This is a genomic window from Terrabacter sp. R4-6, assembly GCF_057529065.1.
This window is the reverse complement of record NZ_CP197224.1, coordinates 3511157-3530611: the sequence shown is the minus strand read 5'-3', so window position 1 is coordinate 3530611 and position 19455 is coordinate 3511157. Positions and strand designations below refer to the sequence as shown.

Annotated in this window: 9 protein-coding genes; 4 read left to right on the top strand and 5 right to left on the bottom strand. The window is 71.8% G+C overall.

What is annotated here, in order from left to right; all coding sequences use genetic code 11:
- Positions 1–110: 110 nt before the first annotated feature.
- On the bottom strand, positions 111–10670 hold the full coding sequence (locus tag ACSSS0_RS16470; RefSeq protein ID WP_487228836.1) for a calcium-binding protein: 10560 nt from the start codon (positions 10668–10670) through the stop codon (positions 111–113).
- 223 nt (positions 10671–10893) lie between these two features.
- On the opposite strand from ACSSS0_RS16470, the gene ACSSS0_RS16465 reads away from it, so the two are divergent.
- Both ACSSS0_RS16465 and ACSSS0_RS16460 read left to right on the top strand, forming a co-directional pair.
- Positions 10894–11358 (top strand): SRPBCC family protein, encoded by a 465-nt coding sequence (locus ACSSS0_RS16465; protein ID WP_435986863.1) that lies wholly within the window; start codon positions 10894–10896, stop codon positions 11356–11358.
- A 5-nt stretch (positions 11359–11363) separates the two neighbouring features.
- On the top strand, positions 11364–11813 hold the full coding sequence (locus tag ACSSS0_RS16460; protein ID WP_487228835.1) for a GNAT family N-acetyltransferase: 450 nt from the start codon (positions 11364–11366) through the stop codon (positions 11811–11813).
- An 82-nt stretch (positions 11814–11895) separates the two neighbouring features.
- Here ACSSS0_RS16460 and ACSSS0_RS16455 read toward each other — a convergent pair whose 3' ends face one another.
- The 3 genes from ACSSS0_RS16455 to ACSSS0_RS16445 all read right to left on the bottom strand — a co-directional run bounded on the left by ACSSS0_RS16455 (position 11896) and on the right by ACSSS0_RS16445 (position 16030).
- Entirely contained in the window at positions 11896–13854 is a 1959-nt protein-coding gene (locus tag ACSSS0_RS16455; RefSeq protein WP_487228834.1) for a M13 family metallopeptidase, read from the bottom strand.
- A 134-nt stretch (positions 13855–13988) separates the two neighbouring features.
- Positions 13989–14627, bottom strand: coding sequence for a hypothetical protein (locus ACSSS0_RS16450; RefSeq protein WP_487228833.1), 639 nt, complete (start codon positions 14625–14627; stop codon positions 13989–13991).
- Positions 14624–16030, bottom strand: a complete 1407-nt coding sequence (locus ACSSS0_RS16445; protein WP_487228832.1) for a PspC domain-containing protein — start codon at positions 16028–16030, stop codon at positions 14624–14626. The genes ACSSS0_RS16450 and ACSSS0_RS16445 overlap by 4 nt, the downstream gene beginning before the upstream one ends.
- Before the next feature lie 124 nt (positions 16031–16154).
- Here ACSSS0_RS16445 and ACSSS0_RS16440 point away from each other — a divergent pair, with 124 nt between their 5' ends.
- Positions 16155–17606, top strand: coding sequence for an ATP-binding protein (locus ACSSS0_RS16440; protein ID WP_487228831.1), 1452 nt, complete (start codon positions 16155–16157; stop codon positions 17604–17606).
- Positions 17603–18307, top strand: a complete 705-nt coding sequence (locus ACSSS0_RS16435) for a LuxR C-terminal-related transcriptional regulator (protein WP_487228830.1) — start codon at positions 17603–17605, stop codon at positions 18305–18307. The genes ACSSS0_RS16440 and ACSSS0_RS16435 overlap by 4 nt, the downstream gene beginning before the upstream one ends.
- A gap of 103 nt (positions 18308–18410) precedes the next feature.
- Here the strand turns inward: ACSSS0_RS16435 and ACSSS0_RS16430 are convergent, their stop codons facing one another.
- A complete protein-coding gene (locus ACSSS0_RS16430) occupies positions 18411–19244 on the bottom strand; it encodes an alpha/beta fold hydrolase (protein ID WP_435986870.1) in 834 nt (277 codons plus the stop codon).
- Positions 19245–19455 lie beyond the last annotated feature (211 nt).

Below are 19455 nucleotides of genomic sequence, written 5' to 3'. Positions count from 1 at the left end.
GGACGGACCCCGACAGGCACACGACTGACACACGACTGACACACGGCTGCGGCGCCGTGGGATCTCGGATCCCACGGCGCCGCAGCCTTTGTCGGGCGCTCGAGCGAGGCTCAGTTCTGGCAGGCGGCCTCCTCGAAGTGGCCCGGCGTGCCCGGGTACGCCGCACCCGCCCCGTGCTCGGTCTCGCCCGGGTGGACGAGGGCGAGCTCGCGGAAGGCCGACGTCCCTGCCGTCGTCACGTCGGCGGCCGACCGGCCGGCGCTCGTGGCCCACGCCAGCTGCTGCAGGAAGTCCTGCATCGCCGGCGAGTGCTGACGGACGTCGTTGAAGCCGCCGTAGGCCGAGTTGCAGTGCGAGAACAGGTTGTAGGCGCCGTTCCAGTCGATGAGCCGGTCGCCGGCGTTCGGGCCGTTGGCCGTCACGTCGCCCTGCATGACGTCGCGGTCCCAGCCGCCGTAGATCCAGTCGGTGCCCTGGTGGTGGTTGTTGTTCGCGGGGTCGGCGTCGTCGGTCCCGGTCATCTCGAACCACAGGCACGGGTCGACCGTCGTGACGGCCTTCTTCGTGCCCGACGTCAGCGGCCAGTCCCCGAGCGTGCACCCGGCGCCCGGCGTGTAGCTGCCGCGCGGCCTGAGGTCGAGCAGGTCGGAGCCGAGGACGTCCTGCTTCGCCGGGTCGGACTCGCCCGCACCGCCGAAGAGATGGTCGACGAACCGGTCGCCCGTGCCACGCGACGTCGGGTCGAACGCCCCCGCGGTGCGGCAGTCGGGGGTGTTGCCGTCGAGCCCCGCGTCGCAGCCCTGGCCGCCCCACAGCACGTCCTCACCGTCGCCGCCGAAGACGTCGTCGCCGCCGCTGTCACCGTTGGCGACGTCGTCGCCGTAGCCGGCGTGGATGGTGTCGTCGTCGGTGCCGCCACGGATGAGGTCGCGCCCTCCCTCGTCCATGCCGTTGTGCGGCATGGACGCGTCGGTCGACGAGCCGATCCACTGGTCGCCGTCGACGTCGTGGAGCAGGTCGACGCGACGGTCGTACGCCGTCCGCGTGAAGCCGGTGAAGCTCTCCTTCGGCGGGCTGTTGAGCGAGGTCGTGGACACGGCCGGGCTGTCGCCCGCGCTGAGGTACTGGTTCACGATCCCACCGCGGTCGCCGACGATGGCGTCCCGACCGGCGTCACCGGTCAGGCGGTCGTTGCCGAGCTCGCCGTAGAGGTCGTCGTCGCCGGAGCCACCGGACGCGGTGTCGTCACCGTCCTGGCCCCAGATGCCGTCGTTGCCGTCGTCACCCCAGATGACGTCGGAGCCGAAGGCACCGACCACCTCGCACGTCGCCTGCGCCGTGGTGCAGAAGCGGGTGCTCGGCCCCGGCAGGGCCGGGTCGTGGGTGCGCGACGCGGTCGCGTCGGCCGGGAGGGGCCCGTCGGGGTAGCGGTCGGCATACGCCTTCTCGGAGCGGGCGCCCGCTGCGCCGACGAGCGTGCGCAGGAGGGAGCCGTTGTCGCCGAGGATCACGTCGTCGCCGCCGTTGCCCTCGATGACGTCGGCACCGTCGCGGTATCCGGGCGCCGGCGTGCCACCGACGATGTCGTCCTGACCGGCAGCGGTGCTCGTGCCCCGGAGCAGCCCGGTCGGGCTGGCCGACCCGGGCCACGCGGCGCTCAGGGCCGTCGCCGCTGTCCCGTGCGCCGAAGCCGTGCCGAACGGCAGGTCACCGAAGAGCGCGTCGGCTCCCCCGTTGCCCTGCACGTGGTCGGCGCCGGCGTCACCCGTGGCGACGTCGTTGCCGTCCTGGCCCTCGAGCACGTCGACGCCGTCGCCACCGGACAGCCGGTCGAAGCCGTAGAGCGTCGCGGACGGCGTCGTGAGGAAGCCCGCACCCGCCGACCGGTCGTACGGCTCGATGACGCGTGTGGTCATCGCGGTGGCCGGCGTGCTCCCGAGCCGGACCGTCACCGACGTGGGTGCCTGACCCGCGACGGGGCGCAGCACCTGGCCGTTGTCGCCGAGGACGACGTCGTCGCCGGGACCGCCGAAGACGACGTCGTCGGTGTCGGGCTGGCCCGCCGTCGTGACGCCGGCACCGCCTGCGGGCGTCGAGCTGCCGCCGACGAGGTCGTCGTCACCGAGGTTGCCCTCGACCCAGTCGACGTCCGGTCCACCCTCGACGTAGTCGTCACCCGCGTCGCCCTTGAGACGGTCGGTGCCGCTCTGGCCGAGCACGACGTCCTGCTCGTCGCCACCGAAGACCTGGTCGGCCCCCGAGTTGGCGAGCACGGGGCTCGTGCCGAGATCGAGCAGCTCGACGCGGTGCGTGCGTGCGAAGCCGCGGTTCCGCGTGACCGGCGTCGAGTCGGCGGCCGTCACCCCGGCGGTGACGATCGCGTTGTCGCCCGCGATGAGGTCAGGGCCGGCGTCCCCGAAGAGGACGTCACCGGCGTCGGGGCGGCCAACGCCGGCCGTTGCCTGCTGGAACGAGCCACCGACGACCTGGTCCTCGCCGCGGTCACCGTGGACGGTGTCCGAGCCGTTGTTGCCCTCGAGGTGGTCGGCGTCGTCGCCGCCGTTGACGAGGTCGTTGCCGAGTCCGCCGTATGCCGTGTCGTCGTCGGAGCCACCGAAGATCTCGTCACCGCGACCGGCGTCGGGCGACGTGCCCGCGAGGTCGTACGGGATCGCCGGGGCGTCCGCTGCCGACGCGGGGTCATCCACGGTGCCGTTGTCGCCGATGATGACGTCCGTTCCGGTGTCACCGGAGAGGATGTCACCCGCACCGGCGGGGCCGACATCATCGCGCCCGGCGGCACGCGTACCGCCGTAGAGGACGTCGTCGCCGTCGCCACCGCTGGCGCGGTCGGAGCCGTTGTTGCCTTCGATGACGTCCGCGCCGTCCTGACCGTAGAGCTGGTCCTGTCCGGCGTTGCCGAAGACGAGGTCGGCACCGGCGTCGCCGTAAGCGCGGTCGTCGCCGCTGCCGCCCCAGACCCGGTCGGCGTCGTCGCCGCCGAAGAGGACATCATCACCCTGCTGGCCGCAGACGAGGTCGTCCGCGCCTCCCGCCAGGACGCGGTCGCTCGCGCCGCCGGCCGAGATGGTGTCGATGCCCGCCCCGCCGAGGACGAGGTCGTTGCCGTCCCCGTCTCCGCTCGAGGTGCCCTCGGGCACAGGGTCGCTCGCGACCGCGCTGCCGGGGCGGCACGTCTCGTCGGCACTCGCGTTGAGCGTCGCCGCGTCCCGCAGCATGTCACCGAAGACGACGGCCGGGCCGTCGCCCCCGAGGACGTGGTCGTTGCCGCGTCCGCCCACGAGAGTCTTGCTGGAGGACGACTCGCCTGCCGGCAGGTCGACGTGCCGGACGAACCGGTACGCCCCGAAGCCGATGCCGTCGACGACGTCCGGACCACGCGCGTTGCCCGCCTCGTCCAGGCCGCGGGCGCCGACCTCGCTCGGCTCGGCGATGACGTAGTCGTCACCGGGGCCGCCGAAGAGGGCGTCCGTGCCGTAGCCGCCGACGAGCGCGTCGGGTCCGCCACCGCCCACGATCTTTGCGTGCTCCGTGCCCTTCGAGTGGCTCGTCACGATGTCCTCGACGGCGCTGCCCCACACCTCGTCGTTGCCCGAACCCGTCTCGATGATGTTGGGGATCGAGGGCTTGCCCGAAGGCGTCGTCAGGGTGTCGGCCGTGCCGTTCTCGTCGACGCCGAACGCTCCTTCGGTGGAGGCGTAGCTCTTGTCGGGTCCGGAGCCGCCCGTGATCGAGTCGCTGCCGCGCCCGCCGATGAGGACGTTGCCCGCCGAGCGGATCGTCGATCCGGTCGTGGCGCCCGGCCGGTCGGATGCGACGCCGATCTTGTCGTCGCCGTCACCGCCGTTGACCCGGTTGTGACCGAGACCCACGCTGATGACGTCGAGCCCACCCGCGCCCTGGGGGCGAGTCGTCGGGTCCTCGTCGAGCGCCGTCCAGTCGACCACGTCGCCGAGGCTCACCGAGGTGATCTTCGGCTTGGAGTTCTCGACGTCCTCGTCGTTGAGGGCTGCGGTCACGGCCTTCGTGGTCGAGGGCAGGCTGCCGTCGCCGGACACGAAGTCGTCACCCTGCCCCGTCGTGATGGCGTCGTCGCCCGCCCCGCCGGCCACCCGGGCCACCTTGTCGGCTGCGTCCGCGGTGACGACGCGGTCCGCGCCGCCGCCCGCGTCGACCCAGGAGTTGCCGGTGCCGGTCTGGATCTGGTCGTCACCCGGGGTGCCGAAGACGACGGCGTCCTTGTCGAAGAGCGACAAGTCTGCCTGGCTGGTCGTCGACGAGGGGTTCGAGTCCTTCTTGCCGTCGCCGACGAAGCTGACGACGAGGGGCGTCGAGGACCCGCGGCCGTCGACCACGACCCGCTTGAGGTTCGCGTCGAGGTACTGCCGGCGCTCGCCGAGCATCTGGACCTGGAACCCGTCGAAGTCGGGGTTCGTGCCCTCGTCGTCGCCCGCCTTCTGGGCGAAGCGGAGCGCGGTCACCTTGACGACGTCGGCCTCGGTGTCCGCAGAGTTTCCCCATGGTGCGCCACGCGCACCGTCGGTGCCGAAGTGGCCGGCGAAGACGACGAGCGTGTCTCCGCTCGTCCCGCCCAGCCGGGGTGGGGGTGGTGTGCAGTCCGGTTGTGCCGTGAAGTCGAGCAGCGTGATGTCCGCGATGTTGATCGAGAAGGACACGCTGAACGGCGAGAAGCCGATCGTCACGTAGAGGCGCAGGAACAGGCTGAGCCGCCCGGTCGTCGTGAAGAGGCACAGCGGGTTGTTGACCGCGGTCTGGAGGAACTCGCTGACACGGAACTTGCCGTCGTTGTTCGGGTCGTTCCAGTGGAACCCGATGGTCAGGTGCAGCCCTCCCTCGATGCCGACGGTGATGATCAGCGCCGTCACGGCCGCGCCGGCGGCGATCTCGCCGTCGAGACGCACGACGGGCACCGGCACGCCGTCACTGTCGGTCGTGCGGAAGTACAGGCCGTCGAGGAGCTTGACGCCGTCGACCGGCGCGCCGGCCTGGGCTGCCTCGACGGCGTACCTGATGCCAGCGGTGTCGAGGCCGGCCATGAAGCGCAACGTCACCGACGCGGAGCCGGAGAGCGTCACCATGACGGGCGGCGGCGCGTAGACCGGACCGAACGCCTGCCGCCACGTGAAGCCGAGCGTCAGGGGTCCGCTGTCGAACTCGACGAGCGAGATGTCGCTGCCCATGAGGAGACTGAACACCGAGGCCGGGTCCTCGAGGATCGGGAAGGTGAAGCCGGACTTGTTCGCGCTGCCCGCGGTCCCGCCGGCGCCAAACACGTTGCCCTTGCCACCCTTGGTGTTGAGGGCGGTCTTGGCCTGGTCCTTGCTGATCGCGTTGGCCGTCTTGATGAGCGAGTTCGCCGTGCCCGGCGCGAGGCTGCTCGTCGGTGAGGCGTCCGTGTCGAGCGCCTTCTCGCCGCTCACCACGAAGCTGCCGATGGGGATGAGGCACGCGTCACCGGGGGCGTCGCATTTCGGCAGGTTGTTGATGAGCGTGGTGAGAGCCGCGATCTTGTCGACGAAGTCGAGCTTCGGTCCGCCGGCCAGCGTGTTGAAGGTCTTGGCGAGGGTGATGAGGCTGACGTCGCCGCCACCGGCCATGCGGCTGAGATCGGAGAGCACCGGGATGGGCGCGTAGAGGGTGTCGATGACCGGCTGGAGCGGCCCCGTCACCGACTTGACCTTCTTGAGCACCGGCCCGAGCAGGTTCGAGAGGAACCCGCCCGCGTCGATGGCGACGTCCTTGAACTCGATCGACGGCGCACCGAGGTTCTTGAGGTTCTTGTTCGCGATCTCCCAGTCGAGGACGAAGTTGGCCTGTACGCCGGGCAGGACCGAGTCGACCGAGGCCTTGACGAGCCAGTCGGCCTTGATCTTGGCGGTCAGGTCGATCCCGAAGAGGGACGACGCGTCACCGGCAGCCATGTCGGCGATGGTGAGCACCGAGTCGGCGGTCTCCGTTGTGTCGCGGGACTTCAGGTCGACGAGGAAGGCGCCGGCGAAAAGGGGCGCGGTGCCGTTCTTCTTGACATCGATGTCGAGGAAGGCGAGCTCTGCCTTCATCGTGGCCGGCATGTCGAAGCGGGCCCCGAGGCCGAACTCCGGCGCTGCCGCGCCGTCCTGCCAGGCGTCGTGGGTGTAGATGACGAAGCCGTCGTCGGTGTTGATCCCGGCCTTGACGTGCAGCTGCAGGCCGATCCCGTACGTGATGGCGTCGTCGTCGCCGGCCTTGAGAGCGAGGCCGGGGATGCCGATGTCGAGCGGCAGCTTCTTGCCGTCGCCCAGGCAGCCCGAGCCGGCGACGCAGCCGTCGTCGGCCGTGACCGTTCCGGCCTTGATGTTGAACGCGATGCTGACGCCGTTGATACTCGTCGTCGGGCAGTCGACGAGCATCGGTTTCGTCGTCGCCGGTGTGTAGTCCGCCGGGGTCGAGCTGCCGTCGTCGGTGAAGGACTGGGCCGACCCCGAGGCCGCGTCGACCGTGGCGACGAGCTGGTAGGCGCCACCGTCCTTGCTGCGCAGCACCTTGTACTTGGTGGCGCCGTCGCTGGCGGTCCACGAGACCTTGATCGAGTTGGCACCACCCAGCGTGGTCCATGACGTCGTCGTCGCCGCGCTGGGCGCCGAAGGCACGGTGTCCGCGTCGGAGCCGGACGCGTTGACCTGGCTCGCGACGATCTCGTAGCGCCAGGAGGTCGCGCCGGCCGTCGCCGGCGTGGCGACGAGAGTCGGTGCGGTCGTGGGCTCGAGCTTGACCTTGCACTCGTAGTCGACGGCGAGCGTCGTCTTCTCGAGGCCGGCGGCCGTGATGGCCTCGGCGAGCTTGGTGTTGACGAACTCGCGGGCCTCCTTGGGGCTCGCCGGCACGTTACCGAGCTTCTCCCGGATCTGCGCGCGCAGGCGCCCGATGGAGTCGGCGCCCTGCTGGAGGTCCTCGCCGACGAACGGCAGCTTGCCGTCGAAGGCCGCGAGGCGCATGGACTGCTCGATCTTCTCGAGGTAGCCGTCCAGGCCGGGGCCGATCTGGGTGAAGTCCGCGAACGCGTTGGCGAAGGCTGCCGAGAGGTCGGGCACCTCGAACCGTTTCTTGCCGGCGTCGGGCGCCGGCAGGTTGCCGGTCAGGTCGAGCAGGTCGGACGGGTCGGTCGAATCCTCCAGACGCAGGGCGACCGTGCCGAGGGAGGTCGGCGAGCCACCGGCGACGGTTGCGTACAGCGGGACGATGCCGCAGACCATGAGCGGGGTCGTGACGCCGCTCTCACCACAGCTCACCGGAGTGTTCGAGGCGTTGAAGTTGACGTCGAGGCCGGACAGGAAGGTCGAGAAGCTGACGGGCGTGTCGGCGGCGGCGCCCGAGTCGGACAGCTCGAGGCTGAGGTCGGCGCGCAGCTTCACCTGCTGGGCGGGGTCGCCGCCCGGATCACCGGCGGACACGGTCAACGGCCCGATCGAGCCGGAGGCCCGGCCGTCGAAGCTCGCGGCCGCAGCGATGCCGATCTTGGAGTCGGCGAGCACCTTGAGCGACGCGGCGTCACCCGGACCCGTTCCCGGCGCGAGCGGGACGACGAGGCCGACGTCGACACCGCCCTTGACGTGCACCGACCCCTGACCGGTCGCGGCCGCGGAGACGAGGGACTTGTCGCCGCCGAGGTCGAGACGCAGGGGGGCGTTGGTGCGGTAGTCACGCTTCCAGTCGAGGTCGAGCACCATGCTCGGGGTGCCGCCGTCGTCGAGGTAGCGGAAGTGCATGGCGCCCGTGCCGAGACGGTCGTCGAGCAGCCCGACGAGGTCCTGCATGGTCTGCGGCGGGTGCGCGGAGAGGATGTCGATGGCGTCGTCGAGGGGCGACCGGAAGCTGTATGCCGTGTCGTCGGCGGGCTTGGTCGCCCAGTTCTGCGTCAGGGTGAGCGTGTCGCCCGAGGCGGAGGCGACGACGGCCACCTGCGTGCCGACGATCACCGTGCGCCCGACGAACGACGCGTCGAAGGTCCGGCCGACGTGCTGGAGCGTGTTGGCCCCGTAGTTCACGTCGCTGCCCACGCCGGAGCTGTCGCGGCGCATGAGGTCACGCAGAGACGTCCCGGTGCCGGGGATCTCCTGGCTGTAGATACCGGAGGCACCGCCCGGCTGCGCCTCGGCGAGCTGGGCCGCGAGCGTCTGCAGCGTCTTGAGGACGATGGCGAACAGCTCGGACTGCGACCCGGGCTTGAAGTCCAGCGCGAGGATCCGGTCGAGCCGGCTGAGGTCGAGCTGCGGGCCGTCGACGCCGGACAGCTTCGTCAGGTCGTTCCACGTCGCCGAGACGCCGACGTCGGCGCCGGCGGGGAGGAAGCCGTCGGCCCCGGGGATCGACACGTCGAGGTCTGCGGTCGCTCGCACGTTGACGTCGACGTCGAGCAGGTCCCCTGCCTGGCTGGGCCCGGTCGGGGTCGAGGTGACGAGCTGCGCGAAGAGCTGGCGCAGCCTGATGTCGTGCTGGGCGTCACCCGCCTGCTTGAGGCCGATCGAGAGCATGTGGCCAGAGCCGGCCGCCGCGGAGCAGTCCGCCGGGGCGGCGCTGTTGCAGACCTTGAGGTTGCCCTTGAGGCGGACCTGGAAGAAGCCGGCGTTGGCGGTGAAGTCGACCGCGGTCTCGATCGGGAAGTCGGCGGTGAGAAGCGGACTGCCGGTGCGGACCATGATGCGGTCGGGACCGAGCGGGAGCGATGTGATGTTCGTCGAGAACGCCCCGGTCCTCTGTACGAACGGGCAGGCCTCGGTGTTGCCCTCGAACCCGACGCATGCGCTGCCGGTACGGGGGTCCTGGAGGTCGAGCACGAGGGTCAGGTCCGCCGCGAAGGACGGCTTGACCGTCGCGAAGGTCTGGGCGGAGTTGGCCTTGAGGATGCCTCGTCGGGGTCCGCCGGCGACCGGCTGGTCGGTCAGCTGGTCACCGAACGTCACGGCGCCGAGCTGGGCCTCTGGTCCGACGATGACGAACGGCGTCGTCGCAGCCGGCTGCCCGCCGATCCACGGACCCGCGAGGGTCAGTCCGTTCTTCGTGTTCGAGGCGATCTCACCGGCGGAGGTGCCGGCCATGACGCGCATGCCCGTCCACTGGTTCGCCGTCCAGGGCTGGGTGCCGTCATCGAGCGTGAGCCCGTTGGCGGCATACGTCGCGGACGGGCGCGAGGTGCGCGCGGCACCGGCGTCCATGGAGACTCCCGCGGACGGGGCCGTCTTCACCATGTGCATGCGGAAGACCAGCTTGCTCGTCGTCGGGTCCCACGCGAGGTCGTCGAGCCCGATGCCCGCCGCCTTGAGCTTGCCGATGAGGTCCTGGAGGGAGTCGAATGACGGGTTGCCTACGGTCGTCGCGTCGAAACCGGGCGGTGCCGGCTGGTCGGGGTCGGGCTGCTGGACGACGTTGGCCTTGAGGAAGTCGACGAGGACCTGGTTGGCCTTGACGGCGTCGGAGACGGTCCCGCGCAGGAAGGGCAGGTCGAGGTTGCCGGTCGTGGGGAGCGGTCCGGCACCGTCGGGATCGAACTTCGCCGCCTGTATGCCGGTCAGGGCCGTCGCCACCTGGGCGAGCCCGTCAGCGAGGTCACGCAGGCTCATGTTCTGGAACTTGCCGACGAGGCTGGCGAGGGTCGGGGCCGTGATGGTCGGCGCACCGGTGGAGATGTCGGCCCAGGCGATGGTGACGTCGGCCGCGACGTTGCTCGGGAAGCTCACTCCCGCAAGGCTGCTCGTGTCGGCGGCGATGCTCAGCTTGCCGGACACCGAGCCTGCGGTACCGGGGTCGGACGGCGACCCCGTCGGGTCGAGGGCAGCGGAGACCAAGCCGGCGAGGGAGCCGTCGGCCGCGAGCTCGCCGTCACCCGTCGCCGCTGCGTCGAAGGCGAGGACGCCGTCGTTGTTCGGGTCGTTGACCCGAGCGAAGGCGTGCACCTTGACCGTGAAGTCCGTGCTGCTCAGCGACACGCCGAGGATGCCGACGGCTGCCTTGGCGGCGGCCGACAGCTGGGCCGTGACGTCGACGTCGAGCCGTGGCGCGTGCGCCGCGTCGCTCGCGACGTAGACCTTGTTCGTGGTCGGGCCGGTCCAGACGACCCAGAGGGAGAGGGTGGCCTCGACGGTGGCCGTGACGCCCTTGGGCGAGGACAGCTCGACCTTGGGGCTCGCGGAGCTGACGGCGAGCGCCTGCTGGGTCGCCGTGCGGGTCACGACGAGGCTGACGTGGACGCGTTTGCCCTCACCGAGGTCGTCGACGGACACGTCGAGCGTCCCGGTGCGACCACCAGGCAGCGAGACCGACTCCCCCGACGTCGCGAGATCGGCCCAGGTCGTCGTGCCGGCGAGCGCCGTGGCGACGCCCTGCTCGACCAGGTCGTCGACGCCGGCGAGACCCCCGGGGCTCGCCGACACGAAGGGGATCGGCTTCCCGAGCGCGCCGATGCCGGCGAGCCCGGTGGTCCAGGCGGCGAGGTTCCGCGTGCCACCGCTGCCGCCGAGCAGCGTCACGACACGGTCGACCCCGGGATCGGGATCGGCGGCGTACGCCGGCGACTGGCCGGCGAGCGCTCCCACGACGACGAGGAGCGAGGTGAGACCCGCTCCGAGGGCACGACGAATGGTCTTGCGCACCATGATTCTCCCCATGAGGGGGCGTTTCGTGTGCCCGTTCCCTGCGCGAGCCGTGTCCGCCACGCCATCCCTCGGCCCAAGGTATTGAGGAACACGTCACATGTCCGGAAAACCCCCGGAACTCCCTCGGAATCGGTGATATCGGGACACGTGTGACACATGGGGCAAAGGGGCCGACCGCCCGGGCGTGCGCCCGCCCGGAGGTCGGCGATGGCAGGATGCCGCCATGGCCGACAAGAGCTTCCACATCAGCCGCGAGACGACGATCGCCGCTCCCCCGGAGCGGATCCACGCTCTCGTCAACGACCTCCACGAGTGGCAGGCCTGGTCGCCCTGGGAGGGCCTCGACCCCGCGATGGAGCGCACGTACGCCGGCCCGAAGACCGGTGTCGGCGCCGTGTATGCCTGGCGCGGCAACAGCAAGGCGGGCGAGGGCCGCATGGAGATCCTCGAGTCCGAGCCGCAGCACGTCGCGGTCGACCTGCTCTTCGCCTCCCCCATGAAGGCGCACAACCGCGTCGACTTCACCCTGACCCCGGCGGGCGAGGGCACCCGCGTCGAGTGGGCCATGACCGGCCCGCAGAACCTCGTCATGCGTCTCATGAGCAAGGTGTGGTCGATGGAGAAGCTCGTCGGGCCCGACTTCGAGAAGGGCCTCGCGCAGCTCAAGCTCACCGCCGAGAAGGCCTGAGGGCGTTGGAGATCCGTCCGGCCACGCGCGACGACGTGCCCGCGATCGTGGCCATGCTGGCCGACGACCCGCTCGGCGCGGCCCGCGAGGACCTCGGCGACCCGCAGACGTACGACGCGGCATACGACCGCGTGGCGGCCGACCAGGGTCAGCACCTCGTCGTCGCCGAGCGCGACGGCACGGTCGTGGGGACGCTCCAGCTCAGCGTCATCCCCGGGCTGTCCCGGCGCGGAGCGACGCGCTCGATCATCGAGGGCGTCCGCGTCTCTCGCGACGAGCGCGGCTCGGGCCTCGGCACCGAGCTCATCACGTGGGCCGTCGAGGAGTCACGCCGGCTCGGGTGCACCCTCGTGCAGCTGACGAGCGACGCGACCCGCACCGACGCCCGGCGCTTCTACGAGCGGCTCGGCTTCGTGGCCTCGCACGTCGGCTTCAAGCTCCAGCTCGACGACTGACCCCGCGGGCGCTGCCCACGGGGTCGGTCGTCACGAGCGGTGTCAGAGGCAGCGACCGTCCGTGTGGCCACCCGGAGGTCGCTCAGAAGATGCGGACCCGCTGGTCCTCCTCGAGCCACAGGGCGTCGCCGGGCTTGACCGCGAACGCCTCGTGGAACTCACTGAGGTTGCGCACGGCGTTGCCGCGCACGTCCTGGGGCGAGTGCGGGTCGATGGCGAGCAGCCGGATGGCCTCGGCCTCACGGGCCTTGCCCTTCCAGACCTGGGCCCAGCCGATGAAGAAGCGCTGCGGGCCGGTGAAGCCGTCGAGCTCGGGCATGCCGCCCTCCTCGGTGGCGATGCGGTAGGCGGAGTAGCCGATCTGCAGGCCGCCGAGGTCGCCGATGTTCTCGCCGACGGTCAGACCGCCGTTGACCTTGTGGTCGTCGGACAGCCCGGCCGGCGTGTAGCCGCTGAACTGCTCGATGAGCCGCTGCGACAGCGCGTCGAACCGCTCGCGGTCGGCCTCGGTCCACCAGTCGCGCAGGGCCCCGGTGCCGTCGTAGCGCGAGCCCTGGTCGTCGAAGCCGTGGCCCAGCTCGTGCCCGATGACCGCGCCGATGCCGCCGTAGTTGACGGCGTCGTCGGCCTCGAGGTCGAAGAACGGCGGCTGGAGGATCGCAGCCGGGAAGACGATCTCGTTCATCGAGGGCATGTAGTAGGCGTTGACGTGCTGCGGGAGCATGAACCACTCGGTGCGGTCGATCGGACCGCCGATCTTGGCGAGGTTGCGGTCGACCTCGAACGCCGTGCTGCGGCGGACGTTGCCGACGAGGTCGCTCGGGTCGATCTCGATGGCGGAGTAGTCGCGCCACACGTCGGGGTAGCCGATCTTGGGCGTGAACGCGTCGAGCTTGTCGACGGCCTGGGCGCGCGTGTCGGGGCCCATCCAGTCGAGCGACGAGAAGGACCGGCGGAAGGCCTCGACGAGGTTGGCTACGAGCTCCTGCATGCGCTCCTTCGCCGCCGGCGGGAACCATCGCTCGGCGTAGAGCTGCCCGACTGCCTCACCGACGCACGACTCGACGACGGTGACACCACGCTTCCAGCGCTCCTTGTTCTCGGGCTGGCCCGAGAGCGTGCGGCCGAAGAAGTCGAAGTCCTCGTCGACGAACGACTGCGGGAGCACGGACGCGAACTCCGAGAGGACGTGCCACGTCAGCCACGAGCGCCAGTCGGCGACGTCGGTGGACTCGAGCGCGGCGCCGAGGCCGGCGACGAAGCTCGGCTGGCGCACGACGACCTTGTCGAACGAGCCCGCGGGCGCACCGAGGCCGGACAGCCACGAGTCCCAAGGGAACTGGGGCGCGAGCGCCTTGACCTCGTCGAGCGTGTGGGCGTTGTAGGTCTTGATCGCGTCGCGGTTGCTCACCGTGTCCCAGTGCGAGGCCGCGAGGAGCGTCTCGAGCGCCATGATGCTCGCGGCCTTGGCTCCCGCGTCGGGGATGCCCGCCAGACCGAGCAGCCTCTCGATGTGCGCGACGTAGGCCGTGCGGATGTCGGCGTACTTCTCCTCGCGGTAGAACGACTCGTCCGGCAGGCCGAGACCGCCCTGCTCGAGGTAGACGACGTAGTCCTCGGGCGAGCGCTCGTCGGGCGACACGAAGTGCTGGACCGCGCCGGCGACACCGTCACGGGCGAGGCGGCCGAGCGCCGCGCCGAGGGAGTCGACGTCGTCGATGCCCCCGACCTCCGAGAGCACCACCTGCAGGGGCGAGAGCCCCAGCTCCTCGATGCGGTCGGTGTCGGTGAAGCTGGCGTAGAGGTCGCCGACCTGACGCTTCGGCGACCCGGGCGCGCTGCCCTCGTCGGCGGCCGCCGCCTCGATGAGGTCACGCACGCGGGCCGTGGACTCCTCGCGCAGGATGTCGAAGGTGCCGAAACGGGCCCGGTCGCCCGGGATCTCCGTCGTGTCGAGCCACGTGCCGTTGACGAACCGGAACAGGTCGTCCTGGGGTCGGGCCGACCGGTCGAAACCCTCGAGCATGATGCCGGACTTCATGAGCACGTTCTCTCCCCACTGCGAGTGCCGGACCTGACCGGCGAGCGTGCTCCCGAGCCTAGTCACGACCGCCGACGCCACGGGCGGCGACCACCCGAGGAGGTATGCCGTGTGGCGGCGTCGGCGACCGCGGCTCAGCGCCGCAGCCGGCCGGCGACGACGCCCGCGAGGCCGACGAGGAGGAGCATCCCGCCGAAGGCGCCGATCATCGACGGGCCCACCATCCGGAAGCTGAGGTCGGCGTCGGTGAGGTTGGCGACGAGGATGTAGGCCGCCACGAGCATCGTCAGCAGGCCGAGCATGATCGACCCGGGGCGCGGACCCTTGCGGACCGTGACGAGGGCCGGGCGCGGGGCGGGCTGCGGCACGGGCGCGGGCACGGTGGGCGCCGGCCACGACGGGTCCGCGGCCGAGGTCGTCGGCGGCGGCAGGTGCGGGAGGCGGGCCCCCTCGGCGACGGCGTCGTCGGGCACCGGCGTCGCCGGCTCGACGCGGAAGGGGGTCGCCGCCGGCAGCGCCTGGGTCGACGTGGCCGGGATCGTCGTCGTCTCGGCCGGGTCGGGCGTCGGGTCGGGCGTCGGGTCGGGCGTCGGGTCGGGCGTCGGGTCCGGGGTGGGTGCGAGCACCGGGTCGGCCGTCGGGTCGCGGAACTCCACGGTCGGGTCCGGGGTGTCGTTGCTGCTCATGTCGCTGCTCTCCGCTGGGTTCGTCATCGGGTCTGGGGTCGAGTCGCCGGTCGGGTCGTTCGTCGGACCCGTGGAGCGGGCGCTCATGACGCGCTCGCCGTCGTGATCGTGATCTCGCCGAGGCCGACCTCGGTGTCCACCACGATCTGCTCCGGCCCGGACTGGGGCCCGAACTTCACGGCGCGGTCCCAGCCGATGCCACCGGCGTCCACGCCCCCCTGGCCCGAGTCGATGTTGACGGTTCCGTCGATGCTGCCCGTGGCGTGCAGCGCCCCGGCCCGCGCCTTGGCGTTCACCGTGACCCGAACGCCTTCAGGCACCACGAGGTTGATCTGCCCCATGCCGATCGTCGCCGAGACGTGGTCGGTGCCCGGCGTGGACGCATAGTCCGCCTTGGTGAGGTCGACCTTCATCTCGCCGACGCCGAGCTGGAACTCGGGTGCCGGCGTCATCGACGTGACCCGGTGCGTCTCGTCGCCGACCTGCCAGGGCTGCGAGAGTCCCACCGGTGCGGCCGTCGTGGCCGCCGCCGCGATCATCCCGGTGACGGCGAAGAAGGCGAGCCCGCCCGACCGACGGCCGGCGATGCCGGCCACGAGGATGCCGAGCCCGAGCATGCCCAGCCCGGACGCGATCCCCACGGCCACGTGGTTGCCCGGCCACCCGGCCGCCTGGGCGACGGACGACATCACGACACCGGTGACGATGGCGAGGCCGAGGACGAGCAGCCCACCGGCGAAGCCGATCGCGGGGGTCCGCTCGTAGACCGGCGTCGGGGCGGGCGGACGCGGCGTCGCGAGGGTCGCACCGGCGTTGGCTGCCGCGTTGCCCGTGGAGCCGTATGCCGTCGCCGCCGTGGGTGCCGGGGAGGCGGGGCCCGCGCCGGGCTGGCCGACGGCCTCACCGGTCACGGGGTCGACGGTCGTCGCGCCGGTCGCGCCGGTCGCGCCGGTCGCGCCGGTCGCGCCGGTCGCGCCGGTCGAGCCGGTCGAGCCGGCCGAGCCCGGTCCACCGGTGCCGCGGTTGCGCCAGGGCGCCTGCTCCATGAGCTCGCGTCCGGTGGCGGTCCGGGTCGCGAACCACCACGCGCCGACGATGAGGAGCACGAAGCCGAAGAAGCGGAAACCCCTCGTGTCGCCGCCCCACCAGGGCCCTCCCCCGAGCACGGCGATGGCCGTGACGACGAGCAGGAAGATCGAGTGGCCCTCGCCGTGCTTGAGCGCGCGCTCGACATGGATCTCGCCGCGCTCGTCAGGCATGAGCAGCCACAGCACGAGGTAGAGGGCGACGCCCATCCCGAAGAAGATCGAGAAGAGGATGAAGCCCGCCCGGACGACGAGGGGGTCGACGCCGAGCCAGCGGGCCAGGCCCGTCGCGACGCCGGCGAACCAGCGACCGTCTCCCTGACGCACGATCCCCGGGCGTCGCAGAGCGGTGTAGAAACCGTCGAGGCCGTGCCCCTGCGGAGGGGCGTCATTACTTTTCGTCATGTCACCACAGTGGCGCTCCCGACGCCCGCCAGCCATGAGGGTCGACCCTGAGCGCACCCTGACGCGACCCCCAAAGCGGGCCGGGATGGTCGCCCTCGCCCGCCGGGTGGGTCAGGATGGAACGGTGCAGACGGCATACGAGAACGGAACGGGCCCCGTGCGCCCGGCCTGGCGGGCGACGCCACGGCCTCCGCTCGTGCGCCAGCGGCAGGGCAAGGTCATCGCGGGAGTCGCGATGGGGCTCGCCGAGCACCTCGGGCTCCCCGTCGTCGCCGTGCGGGTGGCGCTCGTCCTGACGAGCATCCCGTTCGGCGCGGGGCTCGCCGTCTACGTCTTCCTCTGGGCCACGATGCGCGAGGTCGGCGACGTCGACCCGGCCGTCGCCACCGCTCCTCCCCTGTCGTCGGGCAGCCCCGTCCCGGGGGGCGGTACCGCGAGCGCCGGCACGACGAGCACGACCACCGGCACGACGGCCGGTGGGCAGCACCATCTCGACCTCGCCGGCCTGCGCACCTGGCTGCGCAGCGGCAACCAGGCCGTCGTCATCACGCTCCTCGGCGTGGCCGCCTTGGCCGTCGCGGGCGCGCTCTGGCTCGGCGGCGCCGGACTCGACGTGCACGCCGAGCTGATCCTGCCCGTCGTCGCCATCGTCATCGGCGCGATCTTCTTCTGGTCCCAGCTCGACGACACCGATGCCATCGGCGCGCGCCGCCCGGTCCGCTGGATCTGGCTCGTCGTCGGTCTCGGCCTGACCATCCTCGGGCTCGTCGGCCTGCTCGTGCGCGGCACCAACCTCACCGAGCTGTGGCAGGTCGCGGGGGCCGTCCTCGCAGCGCTCGTCGGGGTCGCCGTCCTGTCGGCGCCGTGGATCCTCCGCCTGTGGAGCAACCTGCGCCTCGAGCAGGCCGCGCGCATCCGGGCCACGGAGCGCGCCGACATCGCTGCCCACCTGCACGACTCGGTGCTCCAGACGCTGGCCCTCATCCAGCGCCAGTCCGGCGACGCCGCGACCGTCGCGCGTCTCGCCCGGGCGCAGGAGCGGCAGCTGCGCAGCTACCTCTACGACGAGGACGCGCGGGCCGGCACGCTCGGCGCCGCGCTCACCGCGGCGACGGGCGAGGTCGAGGACCTCCACGGCGTGCCCGTCCAGCTCGTCGTCACCGGCGACCGACCCATGGACGAGCACCTCGACGCCCTCGTCAAGGCCGTGCGCGAGGCCACCTGGAACGCCGTGCGCCACGCGAGCCCGCCGGTCAGCGCCTACGTCGAGGTCGGGCCCGACGCCGTCGAGGCGTTCGTCCGCGACCACGGCGCGGGCTTCGACCTCGACACCGTGCCCGACGACCGCGCCGGAGTGCGCGAGTCGATCATCGGCCGGATGGAGCGCCACGGTGGCACGGCCCGCATCCGGCGCCGTGCCGACGGAACCGAGGTCGAGCTGCGCCTTCCCGTGCGGCAGCCGCACGAGCCCGAGGCGCCCCCCGCGGCGGCGCCTCCCGCACCCCCGACACCCACCAGCACCACGAGCACGACCGGCGCCACGCCGGACCCCGAGACCCAGGAGCAGGCTTCATGACCGACCCGCGGACCATCCGCATCGTCATCGTCGACGACCACCACATGTTCCGCACCGGCGTGCGCGCCGAGCTGACCTCCCTCGCGGCGACGCCACGGGCGGGCGGGTTCACCCTCGAGATCGCCGGTGAGGCCGGGGCGGTCGAGTCGGCGGTGCAGGTCATCACCGAGCAGCGCCCCGACGTCGTGCTCCTCGACGTGCACCTGCCCGGCGGCGACGGACACGGTGGTGCCGACGTCATCCGCGCCTGCGCCGGGGTCCAGTCGCGCGCCGACGTGCCGGTCCGCTTCCTCGCGCTGTCCGTCTCCGACGCGGCCGAGGACGTCATCGCCGTCATCCGCGCCGGGGCCCGGGGCTACGTCACGAAGACGATCAGCGCCGAGGAGCTGCTCACCGCCATCGGCCGGGTGGCCGACGGCGACGCCGTCTTCAGCCCGCGCCTGGCCGGCTTCGTCCTCGACGCGTTCGGGGCGACGGCGGGCGAGGTCGCCGAGATCGACGAGGAGCTCGACCGGCTCTCGGCGCGCGAGCGCGAGGTGATGCGCCTCATCGCGCGCGGCTACCAGTACAAGGAGGTCGCGAAGGAGCTCTTCATCTCCGTCAAGACCGTCGAGACCCACGTCAGCTCGGTGCTGCGCAAGCTCCAGCTCAGCTCGCGCCACGAGCTGACCGCCTGGGCGATGGGCCGCCGCCTCCTCTGACCTTCCCAACCGTCGAAAGGCCACAAACCGGGGCGCTCACGCCCCGGTTTGTGGCCTTTCGACGGTTGGAGAGCTGGGCGTCGTCGGTGCGGTGAGCCTGGGCTCAGCCGTCGGAGCCCGCGACGAAGCGGCGCAGGGCGGTGACGATGATCTCCGGCGCGTCGGTGTGCACCCAGTGCCCGGCGCCCTTGATCGTGAAGAGCCGGGTGCGCGGGAAGTGGCGTCGCATGCGTTCGCCGTCCTCACGCGCGATGTAGCGCGAGTCGCCGCCGGCGATCCACAGCACCGGACCCTCATAGGCGGGGAGCTCGTCGACGGCGTCGGGCCAGTCGGCGATGCGTGAGTCGACCCCCAGCGCGGCGTCGCCCGCCACGAGGTCGAGGTTGACCTGCCAGCGCCACCTCTGGCCGTCGCGGCGCAGGTTCTGCAGGAGGAACGCCTTGACGCCCGGGTCGGGCTCGGCGAAGCGTGCCTCCGCGTCCCCGCGGCTCGTCAGCTCGTCGAGCGGCAGGGCCTGCATCTCGCGGATGTAGCCCTCGAAGCGCTCGAGCGAGCCGTAGCCCTTCGGCGCGATGTCGACGACGACGAGCCGCTCGACGAGCTCGGGGTGGCGCAGCGCGAGCACCATGGCGACCTTGCCCCCGAGCGAGTGGCCGACGACGGTCCAGCGCTCCCCCTCGGCGGCCGCGCGGAGCGTCGCGGCCACGGCGTCGGCATACGCGTCGAGCGAGAACTCCTGCGACCACGGGGACCGGCCGTGGTCGGGGAGGTCGACGAGCAGGCAGCGGGCGTCCGTGCCGTCCGGGCCGCTGACGGCCTTCGCGATCTGGTTCCAGTTGCGGCCCTGGCCGAAGAGCCCGTGCAGGAAGGCGATGCGGGGCCCGGCCGTGCCCACGGACAGGGTGTTGAGCGAGGCCTGGTCAGCAGCCGTGGTCATGGCGGCGAGCCTACGCGGCGGCCCGCCTCACGCCGCTCCCGGTCGCCCGTGAGGTGCCCGACGGGGTCTCCCGTGCGTGACCTCACGGAGCGTCCCGGCGCGCGTGAGGCAGATGTAACCGCGGTGTCACAGCAGCCCCGGCGACCGGCAACACCGGCTTCCTAGCGTGAGCGTCACGCTCTCGCAGCGACCAGCCCGCACCGACCCGCCC

Bases quoted from the DNA above. Each gene is read 5' to 3' on its own strand.
- ACSSS0_RS16470 (WP_487228836.1), bottom strand. From the start codon at position 10,670: ATGGTGCGCAAGACCATTCGTCGTGCCCTCGGAGCGGGTCTCACCTCG.
- ACSSS0_RS16465 (WP_435986863.1), top strand. From the start codon at position 10,894: ATGGCCGACAAGAGCTTCCACATCAGCCGCGAGACGACGATCGCCGCT.
- ACSSS0_RS16455 (WP_487228834.1), bottom strand. From the start codon at position 13,854: ATGAAGTCCGGCATCATGCTCGAGGGTTTCGACCGGTCGGCCCGACCC.
- ACSSS0_RS16450 (WP_487228833.1), bottom strand. From the start codon at position 14,627: ATGAGCGCCCGCTCCACGGGTCCGACGAACGACCCGACCGGCGACTCG.
- ACSSS0_RS16445 (WP_487228832.1), bottom strand. From the start codon at position 16,030: ATGACGAAAAGTAATGACGCCCCTCCGCAGGGGCACGGCCTCGACGGT.
- ACSSS0_RS16435 (WP_487228830.1), top strand. From the start codon at position 17,603: ATGACCGACCCGCGGACCATCCGCATCGTCATCGTCGACGACCACCAC.
- ACSSS0_RS16430 (WP_435986870.1), bottom strand. From the start codon at position 19,244: ATGACCACGGCTGCTGACCAGGCCTCGCTCAACACCCTGTCCGTGGGC.